Source organism: Ramlibacter monticola (genome assembly GCF_016722785.1).
GTDB classification, from domain to species: domain Bacteria; phylum Pseudomonadota; class Gammaproteobacteria; order Burkholderiales; family Burkholderiaceae_C; genus Ramlibacter; species Ramlibacter monticola.
This window is the reverse complement of record NZ_JAEQNE010000007.1, coordinates 1-20,297: the sequence shown is the minus strand read 5'-3', so window position 1 is coordinate 20,297 and position 20,297 is coordinate 1. Positions and strand designations below refer to the sequence as shown.

At 69.3% G+C, this 20,297-nt stretch carries 18 protein-coding genes and 1 pseudogene; 11 read left to right on the top strand and 8 right to left on the bottom strand.

Annotated features, from left to right (window positions below):
- The first annotated feature begins 6 nt into the window (after positions 1-6).
- The 4 genes from gcl to JJ685_RS22655 all read left to right on the top strand — a co-directional run bounded on the left by gcl (position 7) and on the right by JJ685_RS22655 (position 5,863).
- A complete protein-coding gene (gene gcl / locus JJ685_RS22670) occupies positions 7-1,800 on the top strand; it encodes a glyoxylate carboligase (protein ID WP_201676636.1) in 1,794 nt (597 codons plus the stop codon).
- Positions 1,801-1,813: 13 nt separating this feature from the next.
- Complete coding sequence (gene hyi, locus JJ685_RS22665; RefSeq protein ID WP_201676635.1) at positions 1,814-2,593, top strand: hydroxypyruvate isomerase; 780 nt, start codon at positions 1,814-1,816, stop codon at positions 2,591-2,593.
- The gene (locus tag JJ685_RS22660; protein ID WP_201676634.1) at positions 2,590-3,471 is read left to right on the top strand and encodes a 2-hydroxy-3-oxopropionate reductase; all 882 of its coding nucleotides are present in this window, start codon (positions 2,590-2,592) and stop codon (positions 3,469-3,471) included. Before hyi ends, JJ685_RS22660 begins: the two co-directional genes overlap by 4 nt.
- A 97-nt stretch (positions 3,472-3,568) precedes the next feature.
- Entirely contained in the window at positions 3,569-5,863 is a 2,295-nt protein-coding gene (locus tag JJ685_RS22655) for an NADP-dependent malic enzyme (RefSeq protein ID WP_201676633.1), read from the top strand.
- Between the two features lie 79 nt (positions 5,864-5,942).
- On the opposite strand, the gene JJ685_RS22650 is transcribed toward JJ685_RS22655, so the two are convergent.
- Entirely contained in the window at positions 5,943-6,209 is a 267-nt protein-coding gene (locus tag JJ685_RS22650) for a GlsB/YeaQ/YmgE family stress response membrane protein (RefSeq protein WP_201676632.1), read from the bottom strand.
- Positions 6,210-6,472: 263 nt separating this feature from the next.
- On the opposite strand from JJ685_RS22650, the gene JJ685_RS22645 reads away from it, so the two are divergent.
- From JJ685_RS22645 to JJ685_RS22635, 3 genes are all read left to right on the top strand, one after another.
- Positions 6,473-7,303 carry an urease accessory protein UreD gene (locus tag JJ685_RS22645; protein ID WP_201676631.1) on the top strand — a complete coding sequence of 277 codons (831 nt, stop codon included), beginning with the start codon at positions 6,473-6,475 and terminating at the stop codon, positions 7,301-7,303.
- 132 nt (positions 7,304-7,435) lie between these two features.
- Positions 7,436-7,960 (top strand): hypothetical protein, encoded by a 525-nt coding sequence (locus tag JJ685_RS22640; protein WP_201676630.1) that lies wholly within the window; start codon positions 7,436-7,438, stop codon positions 7,958-7,960.
- A 98-nt stretch (positions 7,961-8,058) separates the two neighbouring features.
- Positions 8,059-8,370: a hypothetical protein gene (locus tag JJ685_RS22635; RefSeq protein WP_201676629.1), complete on the top strand. Its 312-nt coding sequence runs from the start codon at positions 8,059-8,061 to the stop codon at positions 8,368-8,370.
- Positions 8,371-8,574: 204 nt separating this feature from the next.
- Here the strand turns inward: JJ685_RS22635 and urtE are convergent, their stop codons facing one another.
- The 5 genes from urtE to urtA all read right to left on the bottom strand — a co-directional run bounded on the left by urtE (position 8,575) and on the right by urtA (position 14,306).
- The gene (urtE, locus tag JJ685_RS22630) at positions 8,575-9,267 is read right to left on the bottom strand and encodes an urea ABC transporter ATP-binding subunit UrtE (RefSeq protein ID WP_201676628.1); all 693 of its coding nucleotides are present in this window, start codon (positions 9,265-9,267) and stop codon (positions 8,575-8,577) included.
- Positions 9,268-10,143, bottom strand: a complete 876-nt coding sequence (gene urtD / locus JJ685_RS22625; RefSeq protein ID WP_201676627.1) for an urea ABC transporter ATP-binding protein UrtD — start codon at positions 10,141-10,143, stop codon at positions 9,268-9,270.
- Positions 10,140-11,363, bottom strand: coding sequence for an urea ABC transporter permease subunit UrtC (gene urtC, locus JJ685_RS22620; protein WP_201676626.1), 1,224 nt, complete (start codon positions 11,361-11,363; stop codon positions 10,140-10,142). The genes urtD and urtC overlap by 4 nt, the downstream gene beginning before the upstream one ends.
- The gene (gene urtB / locus JJ685_RS22615; protein WP_201676625.1) at positions 11,360-12,928 is read right to left on the bottom strand and encodes an urea ABC transporter permease subunit UrtB; all 1,569 of its coding nucleotides are present in this window, start codon (positions 12,926-12,928) and stop codon (positions 11,360-11,362) included. The genes urtC and urtB overlap by 4 nt, the downstream gene beginning before the upstream one ends.
- A gap of 106 nt (positions 12,929-13,034) precedes the next feature.
- On the bottom strand, positions 13,035-14,306 hold the full coding sequence (gene urtA, locus JJ685_RS22610) for an urea ABC transporter substrate-binding protein (RefSeq protein ID WP_201676624.1): 1,272 nt from the start codon (positions 14,304-14,306) through the stop codon (positions 13,035-13,037).
- A gap of 203 nt (positions 14,307-14,509) precedes the next feature.
- On the opposite strand from urtA, the gene JJ685_RS22605 reads away from it, so the two are divergent.
- Complete coding sequence (locus JJ685_RS22605; protein ID WP_201676623.1) at positions 14,510-15,124, top strand: hemerythrin domain-containing protein; 615 nt, start codon at positions 14,510-14,512, stop codon at positions 15,122-15,124.
- A 3-nt stretch (positions 15,125-15,127) separates the two neighbouring features.
- On the opposite strand, the gene JJ685_RS22600 is transcribed toward JJ685_RS22605, so the two are convergent.
- Positions 15,128-16,072, bottom strand: a complete 945-nt coding sequence (locus JJ685_RS22600) for a LysR family transcriptional regulator (protein WP_330901823.1) — start codon at positions 16,070-16,072, stop codon at positions 15,128-15,130.
- A gap of 114 nt (positions 16,073-16,186) precedes the next feature.
- Between JJ685_RS22600 and JJ685_RS22595 the strand changes: the two genes are divergently transcribed.
- Together JJ685_RS22595 and JJ685_RS22590 are read left to right on the top strand one after the other, a co-directional pair.
- Positions 16,187-17,176 (top strand): Bug family tripartite tricarboxylate transporter substrate binding protein, encoded by a 990-nt coding sequence (locus JJ685_RS22595; RefSeq protein ID WP_201676622.1) that lies wholly within the window; start codon positions 16,187-16,189, stop codon positions 17,174-17,176.
- A complete protein-coding gene (locus JJ685_RS22590; protein ID WP_330901822.1) occupies positions 17,173-18,183 on the top strand; it encodes a 4-hydroxythreonine-4-phosphate dehydrogenase PdxA in 1,011 nt (336 codons plus the stop codon). The genes JJ685_RS22595 and JJ685_RS22590 overlap by 4 nt, the downstream gene beginning before the upstream one ends.
- On the opposite strand, the gene JJ685_RS22585 is transcribed toward JJ685_RS22590, so the two are convergent.
- Positions 18,184-18,765, bottom strand: a complete 582-nt coding sequence (locus JJ685_RS22585; RefSeq protein WP_201676621.1) for a hypothetical protein — start codon at positions 18,763-18,765, stop codon at positions 18,184-18,186.
- A 444-nt stretch (positions 18,766-19,209) separates the two neighbouring features.
- Between JJ685_RS22585 and JJ685_RS29905 the strand changes: the two are divergent.
- Positions 19,210-20,174 (top strand): annotated as a pseudogene (locus JJ685_RS29905) (IS3 family transposase); the annotation flags it as partial.
- Positions 20,175-20,297 lie beyond the last annotated feature (123 nt).

Here is a 20,297-nt window from a genome sequence, read left to right as displayed (position 1 = left end):
ACATCCATGGCAAGAATGACCGCCGCCCAGGCCGCCGTCTGGGTCCTCGAGAAGGAAGGGATCACGCAGGCCTTCGGCGTGCCCGGCGCCGCGATCAACCCCTTCTACGCCGCGCTGCGCCAGCAGGGCTCGATCGGGCACATCCTGGCGCGCCACGTCGAGGGCGCGTCGCACATGGCCGAGGGCTACACGCGCGCCGCGGCCGGCAACATCGGCGTGTGCATCGGCACCTCGGGCCCCGCGGGCACGGACATGATCACCGGCCTGTATTCCGCGCAGGCCGACTCGATCCCCATCCTGTGCATCACCGGCCAGGCGCCGCGCGCCCGCATGTACAAGGAAGACTTCCAGGCGGTCGACATCGAGTCCATCGCCAAGCCGGTCACGAAGTGGGCCGTCACCGTGCGCGAGCCGGCCCAGGTGCCGCGCGCCTTCCAGCAGGCCTTCCACCTCATGCGCTCGGGCCGGCCGGGCCCGGTGCTGATCGACCTGCCGGTGGACGTGCAGACCAGCGAGATCGAATTCGACCCGGACACCTACGCGCCGCTGCCCGTGTACAAGCCGGCGGCCACCCGGGCCCAGGCGGAAAAGGCGATCGCGCTGCTGCAGGAGGCCGAGCGGCCCCTGGTCGTGGCGGGCGGCGGCATCATCAACGCCGACGCCAGCGACCTGCTGGTGGAGTTCGCCGAGCTCACCGGCGTGCCGGTGATCCCGACCCTGATGGCCTGGGGCAGCATCCCCGACGACCACCCGCTGATGGCCGGCATGTGCGGCCTGCAGACCAGCCACCGCTACGGCAACGCGACGATGCTGGCCAGCGACTTCGTGCTGGGCATCGGCAACCGCTGGGCGAACCGCCACACCGGCTCCATCGACGTCTACACGAAGGGCCGCAAGTTCGTGCACGTGGACATCGAGCCCACGCAGATCGGCCGCGTGTTCGCGCCGGACTACGGCATCGTGTCGGACGCCGGCGCCGCCCTGCGCCTCTTCATCGAGGTGGCGCGCGAGATGAAGGCCGACGGCCGCCTCAAGGACCGCTCGGCCTGGGCCGCGGACTGCCTGCAGCGCAAGCGCACGATGCTGCGCAAGACCAACTACGACAACGTGCCGATGAAGCCGCAGCGCGTGTACCAGTGCATGAACCGCGCCTTCGGCCCGGAGACCTGCTACGTCACCACCATCGGCCTGTCGCAGATCGCGGCGGCGCAGTTCCTGCACGTGTTCGGCCCGCGCAACTGGATCAACTGCGGCCAGGCCGGCCCGCTGGGCTGGACCGCGCCGGCCGCGCTGGGCGTGCGCGCGGCCGACCCGTCTCGGCGCATCGTGGCGATCTCCGGCGACTACGACTTCCAGTTCCTGATGGAGGAGCTGGCGGTGGGCGCGCAGTTCCAGCTGCCCTACCTGCACATCGTGGTGAACAACGCCTACCTCGGCCTGATCCGGCAGGCCCAGCGCAACTTCGACATGGACTACTGCGTGCAGCTCGCCTTCGACAACATCAACCAGCCGGCCGAGGCCCCCGAGCGCAGCTACGGCGTGGACCACGTCAAGGTGGTCGAAGGCCTGGGCTGCAAGGCGATCCGCGTGCACCGCCCCGACCAGATGGCGCCCGCGATCGCGCAGGCCGAGGCCTGGATGGCCGAGCACCGCGTGCCGGTGGTGATCGAGGTGATGCTGGAGCGCGTGACCAACGTCGCGATGGGCACCGAGATCGACAAGGTGGTGGAGTTCGAGGAACTCGCGCTCACCGCGGCCGACGCGCCGACCGCCGTCGCCGCCATGCTCGAGATGGACTGAGGAGGGAAACGCCATGCCCCGCTTCGCCGCCAACCTCAGCATGCTCTTCACCGAGCTGCCCTTCCTGGACCGCTTCGCCGCCGCCCGCAGCGCCGGCTTCCGCGCCGTCGAATACCTGTTCCCCTACGAGTACCCGAAGGAAGAACTCGCCGCGCGCCTGCGCGGCGAAGGCCTGCGGCAGGTGCTGCACAACCTGCCCGCGGGCGACTGGGCCGCGGGCGATCGCGGCATCGCCTGCGACCCCCGGCGCACCGAGGAATTCCGCGCCGGGGTCGGGCGCGCGATCGACTATGCGATGGCCCTCGACTGCGGCCAGCTCAATTGCCTGGCCGGCAAGCTGCCGCCCGGCGTCAGCCGCGAAGAGGCGCATGCCACCCTGGTCGAGAACCTGCGGCACGCCGCGTCCCGCCTGCGCAAGGGCGGCATCCGGCTGCTCGTCGAGCCGATCAACAGCTACGACATCCCTGGCTTCTTCCTCACGCGCACCGAACAGGCCGTCGCGCTGATCGAGGAAATCGGCTCCGACAACCTGCTGCTGCAGTACGACGTGTACCACGCGCAGCGCATGGAGGGCGAGCTCGCCGCCACGCTGCAGCGCCACCTGGCGAACATCGGCCACATCCAGATCGCCGACAACCCGGGGCGCAACGAGCCGGGCACCGGCGAGATCAACTTCGCCTTCCTGCTGCGGCACCTGGATGCCCTCGGCTGGAAGGGGTACATTGGCTGCGAGTACCGCCCGCGCGGCACGACGCCGGAAGGGCTGGGCTGGATGAAGGAGTTCGCAGCATGAATCTGGGTTTCGTCGGCCTCGGCGTGATGGGCGCGCCGATGGCGGGTCACCTCATCGCCGCCGGCCATGCGCTGTTCGTCCAGACGCGCAGCAAGGTCCCCGCGGCCATCGCGGAGGCCGGCGCTACGGTGTGCAAGAGCGGGCGCGAGGTGGCGCAGCGCGCCGAGCTCGTGTTCCTCATGCTGCCGGACACGCCCGATGTCGAGAAGGTGCTGTTCGGGCCGGAAGGCGTGGCCGCGGGGCTGTCCTCCGGCAAGACGGTGGTCGACTGCAGTTCGATCGACCCGATCGCCACCCGGGAGTTCGCGAAGCGGGTCGGCGAGCTCGGCTGCGACTACCTCGACGCCCCGGTCTCGGGCGGCGAGGTCGGCGCCAAGGCCGCCAGCCTCAGCATCATGGTCGGCGGCACGGAGGCGGCCTTCGACCGCGTGCGGCCGCTGCTCGCCACGATGGGCAAGAACATCACGCACGTGGGCGCGGTGGGCGATGGCCAGGTCGCGAAGGTGGCCAACCAGATGATCGTGGCGCTCAACATCGCCGCCGTCGCGGAAGCGCTGGTGTTCGCGTCGAAGGCCGGGGCCGATCCGGCCCGCGTGCGGCAGGCGCTGATGGGCGGCTTCGCCTCCTCGCGCGTGCTCGAGGTGCACGGCGAACGCATGCTCAAGCGCACCTTCGATCCGGGCTTCCGCATCGCCCTGCACCAGAAGGATTTGAACCTGGCGTTGCAGGGCGCTCGCAGCGTGGGCGCGGCTTTGCCGCAGACCGCGATCGCGGCGCAGCTGATGCAGTCCTGCGCGGCCCTGGGGCTGGCCCAGTCAGACCATTCCGCGCTGGTCCGTGCGCTCGAGAACCTCGCGCAGCATGAGCTCGGCCGTTAGCTGATCCGCATCAAGGTCGAGTAGTTTCACCCACTCGCGGGATGGCCGCGAACGGCGTAGGGTGAGGGGTTCCAGAACAAAAGAGCGGAGAGCAGCAATGCACGAACCCACCACCCAGGCCGAACTGGCCCTGCGCGACGCGGCCCGTGAGTACCACCGCAGTCCGGGGCGCGGCAAGATCTCGATCACCCCGACCAAGCCGCTGTCCAACCAGCGCGACCTGTCGCTCGCGTATTCGCCGGGCGTGGCCTATCCCTGCCTCGACATCCAGGCCGACCCCGCGATGGCGGCGGAGTACACCTCCCGCGGCAACCTCGTGGGCGTGATCACGAACGGCACCGCGGTGCTCGGCCTCGGCGACATCGGGCCGCTGGCCGGCAAGCCGGTCATGGAAGGCAAGGGCTGCCTGTTCAAGAAGTTCGCCGGCATCGACGTGTTCGACATCGAGCTGGCGGAGCGCGACCCCGACAAGCTGGTCGACATCGTCGCGGCCCTGGAGCCGACGCTGGGCGGCATCAACCTCGAGGACATCAAGGCGCCCGAGTGCTTCTACATCGAGCGCAAGCTGCGCGAGCGGCTCAACATCCCGGTGTTCCACGACGACCAGCACGGCACCGCGATCATCTCGGCGGCCGCCCTGCTCAATGGCCTGGAACTGGTGGGCAAGAAGCTCGGCGACGTGAAACTCGTCTCTTCGGGCGCGGGCGCCGCGGCGATCGCCTGCCTCGACATCTTCGTCGGCCTGGGCATCAACCCCCGCAACATCTTCGTGGTCGACTCGAAGGGCGTGATCTACCACGGCCGGCCGGGCGGCTTCGACGAGTCGAAGGCGAAGTACGCGCAGGACACCTCCAAGCGCACGCTGGCCGACGTGGTGAAGGACGCCGACGTGTTCCTGGGCTGCTCCACCGCCGGCGTGCTGACGGCCGACATGGTGAAGACCATGGCGGACCGGCCGATCATCCTGGCGCTGGCCAATCCGGAGCCGGAGATCCGGCCCGAGCTGGCCAGGGAGGCGCGGCCCGACTGCATCATCGCGACGGGGCGCTCCGACTACCCGAACCAGGTCAACAACGTCCTGTGCTTCCCCTACATCTTCCGCGGCGCGCTCGATTGCGGCGCCACCAAGATCACGGAGGCGATGAAGCTCGCCTGCGTGCGCGAGATCGCGCAGCTGGCCAAGGCCGACATCAGCGAGGAAGTGGCGAACGCCTATGCGGGCAAGGAGCTGTCCTTCGGGCCGGACTACATCATCCCCACGCCTTTCGACTCCAGGCTGATCCTGCGCATCGCGCCGGCGGTGGCGCGCGCCGCGGCCGAGTCCGGCGTCGCCACGCGGCCGATCACCGACTTCGAGGGCTACACGCAGAACCTCACGCGCTTCGTCTACCAGACCGGGATGATCATGCGGCCGGTGTTCGAGGCAGCCCGCAAGGCGAGCGCGCGGCGCGTCGCGTATGCCGAAGGGGAGGACGAGCGCGTGCTGCGCGCGGCCCAGCTGGCGCTGGACGAGAAGCTGGCCCAGCCGATCCTGATCGGGCGCCCGGCCGTGATCGAGACGCGCATCGCCAAGGCGGGCCTGCGCATGAAGCTGGGGCAGGACGTGCAGTGCGTCAACCCGGATACCGACGCCCGCTTCCGCCAGTACTGGGAGAGCTATCACCGCCTCATGGGCCGCAACGGCATCACGCCGGAGATGGCCAAGGCGGCGGTGCGCCGCTCCAACACCCTGATCGGCGCGCTGTCCGTTCACCTCGGCGATGCCGACGCCATGCTGTGCGGCATGGTGGGCCGCTTCGAGCACCACCTGGAGCACATCCGCGACGTGATCGGCTGCCGCGAGGGCGAGGGGCTGGCCGCGCTGAACGCGCTGATGCTGCCGGACCGCACGCTGTTCATCGCCGACACCTACGTCAACGAGGACCCGGACGCCCAGCTGCTGGCCCGCATCGCCCTCATGTCGGCGATGGAGGTGCGGCGCTTCGGCCTGCCGCCCAAGGTGGCCTTCCTGTCGCACAGCAACTATGGCTCGTCCACGCGCGGCTCGGCGCGCAAGATGCGGCAGGCGCGCGACCTGTTCCGGCAGATGGCGCCGGACGTGGAGTGCGACGGCGAACTGCAGGGCGACGCGGCGCTGTCGGAAAAGGTGCGCGGCGCCGGCCTGATGGAGCAGTCCACCCTGAGCGGCGAGGCCAACCTGCTGATCTGCCCCAACCTCGACGCGGCCAACATCCTCTTCAATGTGCTGAAGATGACCGGCGGCCACGGCGTGACGGTGGGGCCGATGCTGCTGGGCGCCAAGGCGCCGGTGCACGTGCTCACGCCCTCCGCCACGGTGCGCCGCATCGTCAACATGACGGCTCTGGTGTCGGCGACCTCGGCGCGGTCCTGAAAACAAAAGGGAGCGCCAGTGCTGGCGCTCCCGATGCGGGGACGAGCCCGCGAATCCGTGTTTCTTCTTGGGGCCGCGCTCAGCGGACCCGTCCGCGGCGGAACAGGTTCACGATGGCGAGCAGGATGATGGCGCCGATCAGGGACACGACCACCGATCCGATGCTGATGCCCTGGTTGATGGTGCCCACGCCCACCAGCGGGGAGATGAGCCAGCCGCCCAGGAACGCACCCACGATACCCACCACGATGTTCAGCAGGAGGCCCTGCTGGCCATCGGTGCGCATGATCATGCTAGCCAGCCAGCCGACGATACCGCCAATGATCAACCAAATCAGAAAACCCATAGTCGCACTCCTTTTGCCGCAAATGGGCGAGTTGTTGAAGGTCGGGCCCCACCCCGACGGGGCAAGGTCCACCTGCCCAAGGAGGGCCGGTGCTGCTCACTATGGGGTCCGCCGTCAAGCGCGGGCGTAGTCGGTCTTAACCCGAATCGGTGCGGGGCAGGCGCAACGGCGCGTCGGACAACAGCGCACCGTCGCGAACCGGAGTCACGGTCCAGCGCGGCTTGCAGCGGGCCGGCGCCCGACAGCTGACTACACTCGACCGCATGCCCTGGCACGCCCGGCTCCGACTCGACTACACCCGCGAAGGCGCCCGCAGCGTGGCGCGCTTCGGCCACGACGGCCCGCTGCGCATCCTGCAAAGCCTCTGGCCCGAAGGCGAGGCGGTGTGCCACAACGTGCTGGTGCACCCGCCCGGCGGCCTGGTCGGCGGCGACACGCTCGCGATCGAAGTCACGGCGGCCGAAGGCAGCCACGGGCTGGTGACCACGCCGGGCGCGTCGCGCTTCTACCGCAGCGAGGGCGAAGCCGCGGTGCAGGACGTGCGCCTCCGGCTCGCGGCGGGCGCGCGGCTCGAGTGGCTGCCGCTCGAAGCGCTCTACTACAGCGGCTGCCGGGCGGAGAACCGCCTGCGCATGCAACTGGATCCCGGCGCGCAGTTGCTCGGGTGGGACATCGCCGCGCTGGGACTGCCGCAGGCGGGCCGACCCTTCGAGCGCGGCAGCGTGTTGCAGCACCTGGAAGTGGAAGGCGCGTGGCTGGAGCGCGGGCGCATCGCCGCCGAGGACGTGCGGCTCATGGAGGGCCCGCTGGGCCTGGCGGGGCATCGCTGCCTGGGCAGCCTCTTCTTCGCCGCGGGCGAGGAACTGCCGCGCCAGCTGCGCGAGGATCTGCTCGAAGCGGCCCGCGCGGCCATCGGGGTTCATGCGCTGGCGGCCAGTGCGGGCGCAACGGCACCCGGTCCGCGCGTCGTCGTCGTGCGCGTGCTGGCCCCCCTGGTCGAACCGGCCATGCAACTGCTGAAGGCGATCCGCCGCGCGTGGAGGCTCTTGCTGTGGAATATTCCGGGCCCCGAACCCCGGGGCTGGAACGTCTAGCGCCGCCTGCCGGCATCGTCCTACTGTCGCGCGGGGCAACGTCGGTAAACAGGAACGCCCCTCTCCGGCATCGGGTCCGCGATGCGCCATCCAGACTGCGGGTATTCAATCGAAATGCAAGGAGTTCCCGCCATGAAAAAGACGGACCGATCCCTCAAGGCCATGCTGTCCTTCGGTGCCGCCGCCCTGCTGGCCGTGGGTGCCGCGACCGCCCAGGTCGCCTCCGACAAGGCATTCCCGGGCGCGGAAAGCATCGATTCGAGCGGCAGCTACCAGTCCGAGCTGAGCGCCTGCCGCAGCGGCCACACCCAGCAGGACCTGGCCACCTGCCTGAAGGAAGCCCGCAACGCCCAGGCCGAGAAGCAGCGTGGGCGGCTGGAAGACTATGCCTTGAATGCGGCGGCGCGCTGCGAGTACCACACCCTCGCCGATGACCGCGCTGCCTGCCGTTCGCGCATGCTGGGCAACACCGGCGACGTCGAGGGCAGCGTCGCCGCCGGCGGCCTGCTGCGCGAATCGGAGACCGTGATCGGCTCGTCCTCCTCCACGAGCTCCATGGGCGCGTCCCCGTCCTCGCCGACGATGGGCAACTCCTCGTCGCCTATGGGCAGCTCCTCGATGCCGTCCATGGGCTCCAGCGGCGGCTCCAAGTACTAAGCCGCGCGATCGCGACGGCGCCAGCGGGCGTCGTCCTACGCCCCGACCCGCCGCAAGGGCTCACCCTTGGGCGGGTCAGCCGTTTTTGGGAGTGCACGATGAACGAGAACCAACGCAAGGATCCGGCCGAAGCCGAAGGCGATGCCCGTGGGAAGCAGGGCCAGGAGGACGGCCGCGCGAAGCACGGCTACCGCAACGAGGTGAGCTGGGATGACGGCAAGGGCGCGCAGCCTTATGCCAACCAGGAGGCGCAGGTGGGGCCGGCCGCCGGCAGGGAGACCGAAGGCGGCAACCGGGGTGACGCCTCGGGCCGGAACTTCGAGCAGATGGAGCAGCTCAGGCGAAAACCCGAGCCGCCCGAAACGGAAGTCCCACGCGAAGACGCCACCCGCAAGGGTGGCGTGAGCTGAACGCGCGTCGCGTCAGAGGACGCCGAAGAGCATCAGCAGCAGCACGATGCCCAGCGGGACGCCGAGGAGCCAGAGGATGACCGGCATGGAGATTCTCCTTTTGAAGATGTTGCTGCATCCAGCTTAAGGAGACGCACGCGCGCGAGCTGCCGGGCGCCTGCGGCAGGCCCGGTAGGAAGGCTCCGATTTGATTCCCGGGCAGGCTCAGATGGCGACCAGCTGGCGGACGCCGTGGGCCTCCATGTCCTTGCCCAGGCCGCGCGCGAGGACCTCGCCGCGTTCCATCACGACGTAGGCATCGGCCAACTCGCGGGCGAAGTCGTAGTACTGCTCCACCAGCAGGATCGCCATGTCGCCGCGGTCGGCCAGCAGGCGGATCACGCGGCCGATGTCCTTGATGATGCTGGGCTGGATGCCCTCGGTCGGCTCGTCCAGCACCAGCAGGCGCGGCTTCGCCGCCAGGGCCCGCGCGATCGCGAGCTGCTGCTGCTGGCCACCGGAGAGGTCGCCGCCGCGCCGGTGCAGCATCTGCCGGAGCACCGGGAAGCGCTCGAAGGTCTCGGGGGGGATGGGCGTGCCGCCGGGCCGCGTGGCCAGGCCCATGCGCAGGTTCTCTTCCACCGTGAGCCGGGCGAAGATCTCGCGCCCCTGCGGAACGTAGCCGATGCCGGCGCGGGCGCGCTGGTAGGGCGTGGCGCGGGCGAGCGAGTGGCCTTCGAAGGAGATGCTGCCGTTGCGGACCGGCACCAGCCCCATCAGCGCCTTCAGCAGCGTGGTCTTGCCGACGCCGTTGCGCCCGAGGATCACGGTGACCTGCCCCGGCTTCGCCTCGAGGCTCACGTCGCGCAGGATGTGGGAGCCGCCGTAGTACTGGTTGACGTTCTGGATGGAAAGCATTCAGCGCCCCAGGTAAACCTCGATCACGCGCTCGTCCGCCTGCACCTGCTCCAGCGAACCCTCGGCCAGCACCGCGCCTTCGTGCAGCACCGTCACCTTCTCGGAGATGGTCTTGATGAAGCCCATGTCGTGTTCCACCACCATCAGCGAGTGCCTTCCCTTGAGCGACAGGAACAGCTCCGCGGTCCGCGCGGTTTCCTCGTCGGTCATGCCGGCCACCGGCTCGTCCAGCAGCAGCAGTTTCGGGTCCTGCATCAGCAGCATGCCGATCTCCAGCCACTGCTTCTGGCCGTGGCTCAGCGTGCCGGCGAGGCGGTCCACGTGGCCCGCGAGGTGGATGGTCCGCAGCACTTCCGCGAGCCGGTCGCCTTCGGCCGAATCGGGGCGGAAGCGCACCGAGGCGAGCACGCCCTTGTCGGTCTTGAGCGCCAGCTCCAGGTTCTCGTACACCGTGAGCTGCTCGAACACGGTGGGCTTCTGGAACTTGCGGCCGATGCCCAACTGCGCGATCTCGGCCTCGCGGTAGCGCAGCAGGTCGATGGTGCTGCCGAAGAAGACCGAGCCGCTGTCGGGGCGGGTCTTGCCGGTGATGATGTCCATCATGGTCGTCTTGCCGGCGCCGTTCGGCCCGATCACGCAGCGCAGCTCGCCCGGCGCGATGTCCAGCGACAGCTTGTCGATGGCCTTGAAGCCGTCGAAGCTGACGCTGACGTCCTCGAGGTACAGGATGCGGCCGTGCGTGACGTCCACCTCGCCGGGCTTGACCGGCCGGCCGAAGCCGGCGGCGCGTCCGCCGGACGCAGTGCGCCCGCGCGCCTTCATCGCCGCGTAGGCCGAGGCGCGCCGCGCGCCCTCCTCCATCAGGTCCGGGGTCATGGCGCCCTCTTCCTCCAGAATTTCTTCACCAGGCCCACCACCCCGTCCGGCAGGAACAGCGTGACGGCAATGAACAGGGCGCCGAGGAAATACAGCCAGAACTCGGGCGCGCTCACGGTCAGCCAGCTCTTGGCCCCGTTGACGATGAAGGCCCCCACGATCGGCCCGACGAGGCTGGCGCGGCCGCCCACCGCCGCCCAGATCGCGATCTCGATGGAGTTGGCCGGGCTCATCTCGCCGGGATTGATGATGCCCACCTGCGGCACGTAGAGCGCCCCGGCCACGCCGCACATGACGGCGCTGAGCGTCCAGACGGCCAGCTTGTAGCCCACCGGGTTGTAGCCGCAGAACATGACGCGGGACTCGGCATCGCGGATCGCCTGCAGCACCCGGCCGAACTTGCTGGCCACGAGGAAGCGGGCGAACAGGAAGAAGCCGAGCAGCGCCAGCCCGGTCAGCACGAACAGCGTCATGCGCATCTGCGGCGTGGCGATGGCGACGCCGACGATGCGCTTGAAGTCCGTGAAGCCGTTGTTGCCGCCGAAGCCGGTCTCGTTGCGGAAGAACAGCAGCATCGCGGCATAGGTCAGCGCCTGCGTGATGATCGAGAAGTACACGCCCTTGATGCGCGAGCGGAAGGCGAAGTAGCCGAACACGAAGGCGAGCAGGCCGGGCACCGCCACGATCAAGAGGCAGGTGGCGAGGAAGCTGTCGGAGAAGGTCCAGTGCCAGGGCAGGGATTTCCAGTCCAGGAACACCATGAAGTCCGGCAGCTCGCTGTGGTAGTGGCCGTCGCGGCCGATCTGCCGCATCAGGTACATGCCCATCGCATAGCCGCCGAGCGCGAAGAAGACGCCGTGCCCCAGCGAGAGGATGCCGGTGTAGCCCCAGATCAGGTCCATGGCCAGCGCGGCGATGGCGTAGCACATGATCTTGCCGACCAGGGCGACGGCATAGTCGCTGAGGTGGAAGGCGCTGGTCTGGGGGACGAGGAGGTTGAGGATCGGGGCGACGGCGCAGACGAAGATCAGGGCGACGGCGAAAGCGGTCCAGCCGGCGCGGGTCAACACCGTCGGGACGCGGGGCAGGTTCACTCCCTCTCCCGCCTGCGGCAGGGGGCCGGGGTGAGGGCCCTGCGCGCCCGGATCCCCCTCCTCGCCCGCCTTCTCACGCAAGCGGGAGAAGGCGCCGTCGTCCAGGGGTGGAAGGACTGCGCTCATGCCTCCGCGCTCCTTCCCTTCACCGCGAACAGCCCCTGCGGCCGCTTCTGGATGAACACCACGATCAGCACCAGCACCGCGATCTTCGCCAGGACAGCGCCGGCCCAGCCCTCGATGAACTTGTTCAGGACCCCCAGCCCCAGCGCCGCGTACACCGTGCCCGCCAATTGCCCCACGCCGCCCAGCACCACCACCATGAAGGAGTCCACGATGTAGGCCTGCCCCAGGTCGGGACCGACGTTGCCGATCTGGCTGAGCGCGCACCCTGCCAGGCCCGCGATGCCGGAGCCGAGCGCGAAGGCATAGGTGTCCACCCGCGCGGTGTTCACGCCCATGCAGGACGCGATCGGCCGGTTCTGCGTCACGCCGCGCACGAACAGCCCCAGCCGCGTGCGCGCGATCAGGAAGGCCATCCCGCCCAGCACCGCGAACGCGAAGGCGACGATCACGATGCGGTTCCACGGCAGCTGCAGGTTGCCCAGGAGCACGACGCCGCCGCTCATCCACCTGGGGTTCTCGACCGCGACGTTCTGCGCCCCGAACACCGAGCGCACCAGCTGCATCAGCATCAGGCTGATGCCCCAGGTGGCCAGCAGGGTCTCCAGCGGCCGGCCATACAGGAATCGGATCACGCCGCGTTCGAGCACCGCGCCCATCAGCGCCGAGGCGCCGAAGGCGACCGGCAGCGCGGCCGGCAGGTACCAGTCGAAGGCGCCGGGCAGGTATTTCTGGAACAGGCCCTGCACCACGTAGGTCGCGTAGGCGCCGATCATCATCAGCTCGCCGTGGGCCATGTTGATCACGCCCATCAGGCCGTAGGTGATCGCGAGCCCCAGCGCCACCAGCAGCAGGATGGAGCCGAGGCTGATGCCGGAAAACAGGGCCGCGGCGCGTTCGCCCCAGACCAGCGAGGCATCGAGGCTGCGCACGGAAGCCTGCAGCGCGGAGCGCACTTGCGGGTCGCTCTCGTCCTGCAGGCGCTGCAGCAGCAGGTTGCGCGTCGCCGGGCTGCGGCTCGCCGTCAGCGCCTGCGCGGCCTCCAGCCGCCGCGCGCGATCGCTGCTGGAAAGCAGCGCCGCCGCGCGCACCAGCCCGAGCTGCGCCCGGATCGCCGCATTCGTTTCGGCCGCGTGGGCCTTCTCGATCAGCGCCAGCTTGGACTCGTCCGGCTCCTTCTGCAGTTCGGCGACCGCCGCGGCGCGCAGCTTCTCGTCCTTCGAGAACAGCTTCAGGGCGGCCAACGCCGAGTCCAGTTCGCCGCGCATGCGGTTGTTGTTGATCACGTCCTCGGCATCGGCGGGCAGCGCGACCGGCGCGCCGCTGACCGGGTCGCTCGCCTTCTCGTCGCGCACGATGAAAACCTGGCCGCCGGCGGTCTTCACGGCGTCGTCCGCGAGCGCCTGCAGGAAGGCGGCCGTCCGGTCGTCGGCCGCCGCGACGGCCTTGTTCAGCGCCTCGATGCGGGCGTCGGACTCGCCGAGGGCGAGGGCCTTCGCTTCGTCGAGGGTGAGCGCGTGGGCAGCGCCCGCCAGGACGAACGAGAGTGAGATGAGGAGACGGAGCATCGGATCAGACGGTGTTCATTCGCGCAGGCGCGCCGCGCCGGGCCGCCCCAAGCGGCCGCGCCGCCCCCTCGAGGGGGAGGCGGCCGCAGGCCGCTTCGGGGGTGGGTCACATCTTCGACTTGCCGTCCGGCTCGTCCTTCTTCTTGTCGTTGCCGTCGATGAAGGGCGACCAGGGCTTGGCCTTGACGGGACCCGGCGTCTTCCACACCACGTTGAACTGGCCGTCGGACTTCACCTCGCCGATGAACACCGGCTTGTGCAGGTGGTGGTTCTTCTCGTCCATCTTGGCCGTGAAGCCGGAGGGCGCCTTGAAGGTCTGGCCGGACATGGCGGCGATCACCTTGTCCACGTCGGTGGACTTGGCCTTCTCCACCGCCTGCTTCCACATGTAGACGCCGATGTAGGTGGCCTCCATCGGGTCGTTGGTCAGCGGCTTGTCCTTGTGGCCGGGGATGTTCTTGGTCTTGGCGTAGTCGCCCCACTTCTTGGTGAACTCGGTGTTGGTGGGGTTCTTCACCGACATGAAGTAGTTCCAGGCGGCGAGGTGGCCCACCAGCGGCTTGGTGTCGACGCCGCGCAGTTCCTCCTCGCCGACCGAGAAGGCCACCACCGGCACGTCCTTGGCCTTCAGGCCGGCGTTGCCCAGCTCCTTGTAGAAGGGCACGTTGGAGTCGCCGTTGATGGTGGAGATCACCGCGGTCTTCTTGCCCTCGCCGGCGAACTTCTTGACCTTCTGGATGATGGTCTGGTAGTCGCTGTGGCCGAAGGGCGTGTACTCCTCCATGATGTCCGCATCGGCGATGCCCTTGGACTTCAGGAAGGCGCGCAGGATCTTGTTGGTGGTGCGCGGGTAGACGTAGTCGGTGCCCAGCAGCACGAAGCGCTTGGCCCCGCCGCCTTCCTTGCTCATGAGGTATTCGACGGCCGGGATGGCCTGCTGGTTGGGCGCGGCGCCGGTGTAGAACACGTTCCTCGAGAGCTCCTCGCCCTCGTACTGGACCGGATAGAACAGCAGGCCGTTGAGCTCTTCCACGACCGGCAGCACCGACTTGCGGCTCACCGAGGTCCAGCAGCCGAAGATCACGGCCACCTTGTCCTGGGTCAGCAGCTGCTTGGTCTTCTCGGCGAACAGGGGCCAGTTGGACGCGGGGTCGACCACCACCGGCTCCAGCTTCTTGCCCAGCACGCCGCCCTTGGCGTTGATCTCCTCGATCGCCATCAGGGCCGTGTCCTTGAGCACGGTTTCGGAGATGGCCATGGTGCCGGAGAGGCTGTGCAGGATGCCGACCTTGATGGTGTCGGCGGCCCACGCGGGCAGGCCGGCGGCGCTCAGCGCGGCAGCAGCGGTCAGGGCCTTCAGGGTGAAGCGACGTTGCATGTGGACTCCAGGAGAAGTTGTTGGTGGGACTGCGCAGCTGATTCTGGGGAGCGCCCCGCGGCGGGTCTGTACGCCGCATGGCGTACGGCCGCGCCGGGCGTCCGGCGGGACGGTGCCGGCGAGCGACTAGCGGTCCCGTCTGACAGGCAGGGCTGCGCCAACGCGGCCGAATGGCTGGCAAACGAATCCCAGGAGCGAGCGAGATGTCTTCCCTGCTATCCCAGCTGTCGCCGAGCATCACGAACATGATCCGGCTGGACCACACGCACGTGCTCACGGCTTTCCACCAGTACGAGATCGGGTCCTCCGAGCGGCAGAAGCGCGGGCTGGCGGACAACGTGTGCCTCGCGATCGAGATCCACGCCCAGCTGGAGGAAGAGATCTTCTACCCCGCCCTGCGCGTGGTGGCGGACACCGAGGTCCTGCGCAAGAGCACGCCGGAGCACGACGAGATGCGCGGCCTGATCTCGCGCCTGCGCAACATGCCGGTGACCGACGGCGCGTTCGACGACACCTACTTCGATCTGATGCGGCACGTGATGCACCACGTGGCCGACGAGGAGACGCTGCTGCTGCCCGCGGCGGAGCGCCTGATCCCCGAGCAGCTGTCGGAGCTGGGCGCGCGCATGACCCGGCGCCGGCTCGAACTGGCCGGGCCGCGCGCGCCGGAACTGGCCAGCAGCGTGGCGCGCTCATTGGGCACCGGCACGATCGTCGGCTTCGGCAGCATGATGCTGGCCGGCGCCCACCTGCTCACGCGCGGGAAGTACGCGAATCGCCTGGCGTCGGCGCGCGCGCGGTTCTCGCGGGCGAACTAGCCGTCAGGGGGTGGCGCCGGTGGCGCGCCCCCGCAGCACCTCGACGAAGCCCAGCGCCGCCGGCGACAGCTCGCGCTGCCTGCGCGTCATCAGGTGGATCGGTGGCACCCGCAGCGGCAATTCCACCGGCAGCACCTGCAGCAGCCCGAGCCGCGCGTAGTGCGCCGCCAGCGACGCCGGCATGATCGCCAGCATGTCGCTGGCCTCCAGCAGCACGGTGGTGGCGACGGTCGACGCGGTCTCCGTGATGTCCAGCCGCACGTGCAGCCCGGCCTCGCGCAGGCCGGCTTCGAAGCGGCTGCGCTGCGGCGCGCCCGGCGGCTGCAGGATCCAGGGCCAGGACACGAGGTCCGCCAGCGCGATGCCGGCCTGCTGCAGCAGCGGGTGCGCGGCCCGCGCCACGGCCACCTGCGGCTCCGCCAGCAGCTGCTCGATTGCAAGCTCGTCGTCGAAGTGGCGCTCCGTCGGGCGGCCCAGCACGAGGTCGACCTCACCGCGTTCGAGCAGGCCCAGCATCACGTCGCTGGTCTCCACCAGCACCGACACCGCCACCTGCGGATGCTGCCGCTTGTACTCGCCCAGCGCGGGCCCGAGCAGCTGCGGCAGGGCGCCCGGCACGCTGCCCACGCGCAGCTGGCCGCGCAGGCCGGAGAGCAGCGCCGTCATCTGTTCGCGCGCCACGCGGAAGTCCACCAGGTGCTGGCGGGCGAAGCGCACCAGCACCTCGCCGCTGGGCGTGGGCTCCATGCCGCGCGCGAGCCGGGTGAAGAGCGGGACGCCCACGGTGTCTTCCGCCTGCTGCAGCAGGCGCGTCGCCGCCGGCTGGCTCATGCCCAGCGCGGCCGCCGCGCGGCCGAGGTTGTGCTCCCGCCCCAGGGCCTCCAGCAACAGCAGTTGCCGGGTGCGCAGGCGCATCAGCAGGGCGGTGTCCGACAAGGGCTTGGACACGGTCGAGATATCCGATTCTGCATGGATTATTCAGGGAAATTCATTGGAATGGAATGATGGGAGCTCTTACCCTGCGCTGGAGCGCGGCCCGGACCGCGCCAGCAGGAGACAAGAATGGCAACTCCGACCCGCCGCCACGCCACCGTGGCGCTCGCGGCCTTCGCCCTGGCGCTGGCCGCCGGCGCGCCCGCGCAGGCCCAGGGCTGGCCCGACAAACCCTTGCGCATCATGGTGGGCGCCTCGCCCGGTGGCGGCACGGACATCCTCGCGCGCATGCTGGCCGAGAAGTTCGCGGCCGCCTTCCGGCAGTCGGTGGTGGTCGAGAACCGGCCCGGCGCCTCCAACACGATCGCGGCCGACGTCGCCGCGCACGCCCCGCCCGACGGCAATACGCTGCTGCTCGCCACCAACACCGGGCAGGCGATCGCGCCCCACCTGCTGAAGCTGAAGTTCGATCCGCTGAAGGACCTGCAGCCGATCGGGCTGGTGGCCGTGATGCCCAACGTGCTGGTGGTGTCCGCCGCCTCGCCCTACCGCTCGGCGAAGGAACTGGTCGCGGCGATGGCGGACAAGCCGGGCCAGCTGAAATACGCCTCCTCCGGCATCGGTAGCACCCAGCACATCGCCGGCGAAGCCTTCGCGCTCGCCACCGGCACCAAGGCGATCCACGTCCCCTACAAGGGCAGTTCGCAGGCGCACATCGACATCCTCGGCGGCGAGGTCACCATGATGTTCGACTCCACCTCGTCGGCCATGGGGCAGATCCGCGGCGGCAAGTTCCGCCCGCTGGCGGTGATGTCCGAGCGGCGGGCGGCCGAACTGCCCGACGTGCCGACCCTGGCCGAAGCCGGCGTCAAGGGCGCCGACGTGCAGACCTGGTACGGCCTCTACGTCACCGCCGGCACGCCGAAGGCGGTGGTCGATGCGCTGGCTGCCGAACTGGCGAAGGTGCTGAAGCTGCCCGACGTGCAGGCGCGGATCAAGGGGCTGGGTGGCGAAGTGGGCGCCTTGAGCGGCGAGGCCTTCGCCGAGATGAACCGGCAGGAATTCGAGCGCTTCCGCAAGCTGGTGCGGGACGCCAACATCAAGGGAGAAGGTTTGTGAGCCTGACGAGGAAGCCGCGGCTGGCGGTGCTGCTCGGGGACCCGGCCGGCGTCGGTCCCGAAATGGGCGTGCGGCTGCTGGCGCGGGCGGAGAACCGCGAAGCCTGCGACGTGCTGCTGCTCGCCGCGTCCTCGGTGCTGGCCGCCGGCGAGCGCATCGCGGGCGCGCGCGTCCCGGTCCACACGGCGGCCAGTCGCGATGCGCTGCGCTTCGAGGTGGGCCGCGTCGCCCACCTCGCGCTGCGCGAGCCCGCAGCCGGCCTGCCGCCCATGGGCCAGTGCAGCGAGGTGGCCGGCGAGCTGGCGCTGGACGCCCTCGCCACCGCGACCGCGCTGGCGCACGAAGGCGTCGTCGACGGCATCGTGTTCGCGCCCCTCAACAAGCATTCGCTGCGGGTGGCGGGCATGCAGGAGGAGGACGAGCTGCGCTTCATGCAGGGCCTGTTCGGGGTGCGCGGCTTCGTCTGCGAATTCAACATCACCGACGCCCTGTGGACCTCGCGCGTCACCTCCCACGTGCCGCTGCGCGAGGTGGCGCGCCTGATCACGCCGGAGGCGGTCGCCGATGCAGTGCACATCCTCGATACCGCACTGCGCCGCGCCGGCATCGCGCGTCCGCGCATCGCCGTCTCGGGCCTCAATCCGCATGCCGGCGACGGCGGCTCGATCGGCCGCGAGGAGATCGAGGTGATCGCGCCCACCATCGAGCGCCTGCAGCGCGACGGCCTGGAGGCAAGCGGCCCCTGGTCGCCCGACACGGTGTTCATCGCGGCGCGGCGCGGCGACTTCGACGCGGTGGTCTCGATGTACCACGACCAGGGCCAGATCGCGATGAAGCTGATGGGGTTCGAGCGCGGCGTCACCCTGCACGGCGGACTACCGGTGCCGGTGGCGACGTCCGCCAGCGGCAGCGCCTTCGACATCGCCGGCCGCGGCATCGCGCGCGCCGACGGACTGCAGCACGCGTTCGACCTGTGCCTGCGGATGGCGGGGCAGGCGATGCGCTAGTCAGGGACAGGCACTCACCCCTGGCGCGCGCGGATGCGCCAGCATGAACAGATCGCCTTCCCTGCGCAGCTTCACAAGGTGCTCGCAGCCGCGGAAGCGGTAGCTGACCTGGTACATCCCGCCGCTCGCGTGCACCGACAGCAGTTCGCGCTGGCCGGGCCGGCCCGGCACGTGGCCCATGTAGCGCGCCAGCACCAGCACGTCCTGCGGCGTCACCTCCGGGCCGATCGCGATCGCCCCGCCCGCGGCGGGCTGCACCACGTGGGCGACGGGCTCGCATTTCCAGGCTCCCGTCCCGTTCGAGCACAGGGCCCTGAACCACAGGCGGAAATCCTCCGCGCGGTCGACGTCCACGGAATCGATCTCCACCTCCAGCAGGCGCGCGCCCTCATCGCCGACTTGCCGCACATGCACGCCGCGGATCGGCTGGCCTGGCCAGGCCAGCACGCTGCGGATCTCGCTCCATTCGCCCGCAGTGAGACGGACATCGCCTTCCAGCAGGGGCCCGGCCGCCGCGCAACCGAGCGCGGCGCAGGCCAGGGCCGCGGCTGGGTGATGCGCGCGAACGATGAACTTGGCCATCGATGCTCCCCGCGGGGGTGGAATCCGCATGCTAGCGCGGAACGAAAGAAGGTTCTTTCGCGGATTTGCGGGGAGGCTGCTGGAGGGGGTTCATTTCCGTAGGATGCGAATCCGCTCGTGCGCGCAGTGGCTTTCTTGCAGGACCAGAACGGGGCTGTCCGTCTCTGCGACTGTCCCCCGGCGCGGATGAGAACCGCGCCCCGGGTGAGCGCGGCGCCCGCGCCTCCTCCTTTATGTCGCCGAGCCGGACAGCCCCGCTCTGGTCCTGCGCCTCGCCAGGTTCGTGCGCAGCGGCTCCGGTGACGCGCGCCGCAAGCGGTGCGCCGCGAGAAGCAGGTGCGCGAGGGAAGCTGCCGGATCCGCGCGCTGCGTAGGGCCAGGGCGGGCCTGTGACCCGTCCTGAAATCGGTTGACACCTTTCTGGCCCCCAGAAAGGAAGCTCAATTGGCTGAATGGATCAAGAGAACGCAGAACGACTACACACTGGCCTTCAAGCTGGCCGTGGTTGAACAGGTGGAACGAGGCGAACTGACGCACCGCCAGGCTCAGGACCGGTACGGGATCCAGGGTTCTTCGACCGTACTGACGTGGTTGCGCAAACATGGCCGTCCACACTGGCGCAAGGCATCATCTATGGGCAAAAAGGTCCAAGGAATGTCGGCGCCCAGCAAACCAGTACCGCCAGAGCAGCGGATCAAAGAGCTCGAGTTGCAGCTCAAGGAAGCCCAGCAAAAGGCAGCCTTCTTCGAGGCAGTCGTGGGCGTGCTCAAGCGCGACTATGGAGTCCAAGTCGCAAAAAAGCCTGTGGGCAAGTCGTCGCGGAAAAGCTCGTCGAAGGACTGAGCGTGGCGATGGCTTGCCGCTTCATGGGCATCAGCCGCCAAGCGCACTACAAGCGGGTCGCATGCGAGCACCGCCGCAAGGAGCAGCACGCCACCGTGGTGACAATGGTGAGAGACGAGCGGCGCACCCAGCCGCGCATTGGCACGCGCAAGCTGCACCAGATGCTGCACGAGCCGCTGCAGCGCCAGGGCATCAAGATCGGGCGCGATGCGATGTTCGACGTGCTGCGCGATGCCAGCATGCTGGTGCGGCCGCTGCGGGCGTACCACAAGACGACCAACAGTCGGCATTTCTACCGGCGTCACCCGAATCTGCTCAAGGACGGGCCGGCCAAGGTGGTGCCCACCGGGTGCGAGCAGGTCTGGGTGGCCGATGTGACCTACCTGCGCACCCGCGAGCAGATGGTGTACGTGAGTCTCATCACCGATGCCTATTCGCGCAAGATCATGGGGTGGCACGTGCACGACGGCCTGAGCAGCGAGGAGGTCAGCCAGGCATTCAAGATGGCGCTGCGCCAAAGGCGAACGCGTCATCCCTTAGTGCACCACTCCGACCGCGGTATCCAAGGTGAATTCAACTCGTCGTAGCAACACGTCCTGATTGGAGGTGTTGATGAAAGCGAAGAAGCGGAAGTCGAATCGGTCACTACGCGCGAACCTGCGCTCGCCTGGTCGACCGCCGGTGTTGCA

Bases quoted from the DNA above. Each gene is read 5' to 3' on its own strand.
- gcl (WP_201676636.1), top strand. From the start codon at position 7: ATGGCAAGAATGACCGCCGCCCAGGCCGCCGTCTGGGTCCTCGAGAAG.
- hyi (WP_201676635.1), top strand. From the start codon at position 1,814: ATGCCCCGCTTCGCCGCCAACCTCAGCATGCTCTTCACCGAGCTGCCC.
- JJ685_RS22660 (WP_201676634.1), top strand. From the start codon at position 2,590: ATGAATCTGGGTTTCGTCGGCCTCGGCGTGATGGGCGCGCCGATGGCG.
- JJ685_RS22655 (WP_201676633.1), top strand. From the start codon at position 3,569: ATGCACGAACCCACCACCCAGGCCGAACTGGCCCTGCGCGACGCGGCC.
- JJ685_RS22650 (WP_201676632.1), bottom strand. From the start codon at position 6,209: ATGGGTTTTCTGATTTGGTTGATCATTGGCGGTATCGTCGGCTGGCTG.
- JJ685_RS22645 (WP_201676631.1), top strand. From the start codon at position 6,473: ATGCCCTGGCACGCCCGGCTCCGACTCGACTACACCCGCGAAGGCGCC.
- JJ685_RS22640 (WP_201676630.1), top strand. From the start codon at position 7,436: ATGAAAAAGACGGACCGATCCCTCAAGGCCATGCTGTCCTTCGGTGCC.
- JJ685_RS22635 (WP_201676629.1), top strand. From the start codon at position 8,059: ATGAACGAGAACCAACGCAAGGATCCGGCCGAAGCCGAAGGCGATGCC.
- urtE (WP_201676628.1), bottom strand. From the start codon at position 9,267: ATGCTTTCCATCCAGAACGTCAACCAGTACTACGGCGGCTCCCACATC.
- urtD (WP_201676627.1), bottom strand. From the start codon at position 10,143: ATGACCCCGGACCTGATGGAGGAGGGCGCGCGGCGCGCCTCGGCCTAC.
- urtC (WP_201676626.1), bottom strand. From the start codon at position 11,363: ATGAGCGCAGTCCTTCCACCCCTGGACGACGGCGCCTTCTCCCGCTTG.
- urtB (WP_201676625.1), bottom strand. From the start codon at position 12,928: ATGCTCCGTCTCCTCATCTCACTCTCGTTCGTCCTGGCGGGCGCTGCC.
- urtA (WP_201676624.1), bottom strand. From the start codon at position 14,306: ATGCAACGTCGCTTCACCCTGAAGGCCCTGACCGCTGCTGCCGCGCTG.
- JJ685_RS22605 (WP_201676623.1), top strand. From the start codon at position 14,510: ATGTCTTCCCTGCTATCCCAGCTGTCGCCGAGCATCACGAACATGATC.
- JJ685_RS22595 (WP_201676622.1), top strand. From the start codon at position 16,187: ATGGCAACTCCGACCCGCCGCCACGCCACCGTGGCGCTCGCGGCCTTC.
- JJ685_RS22585 (WP_201676621.1), bottom strand. From the start codon at position 18,765: ATGGCCAAGTTCATCGTTCGCGCGCATCACCCAGCCGCGGCCCTGGCC.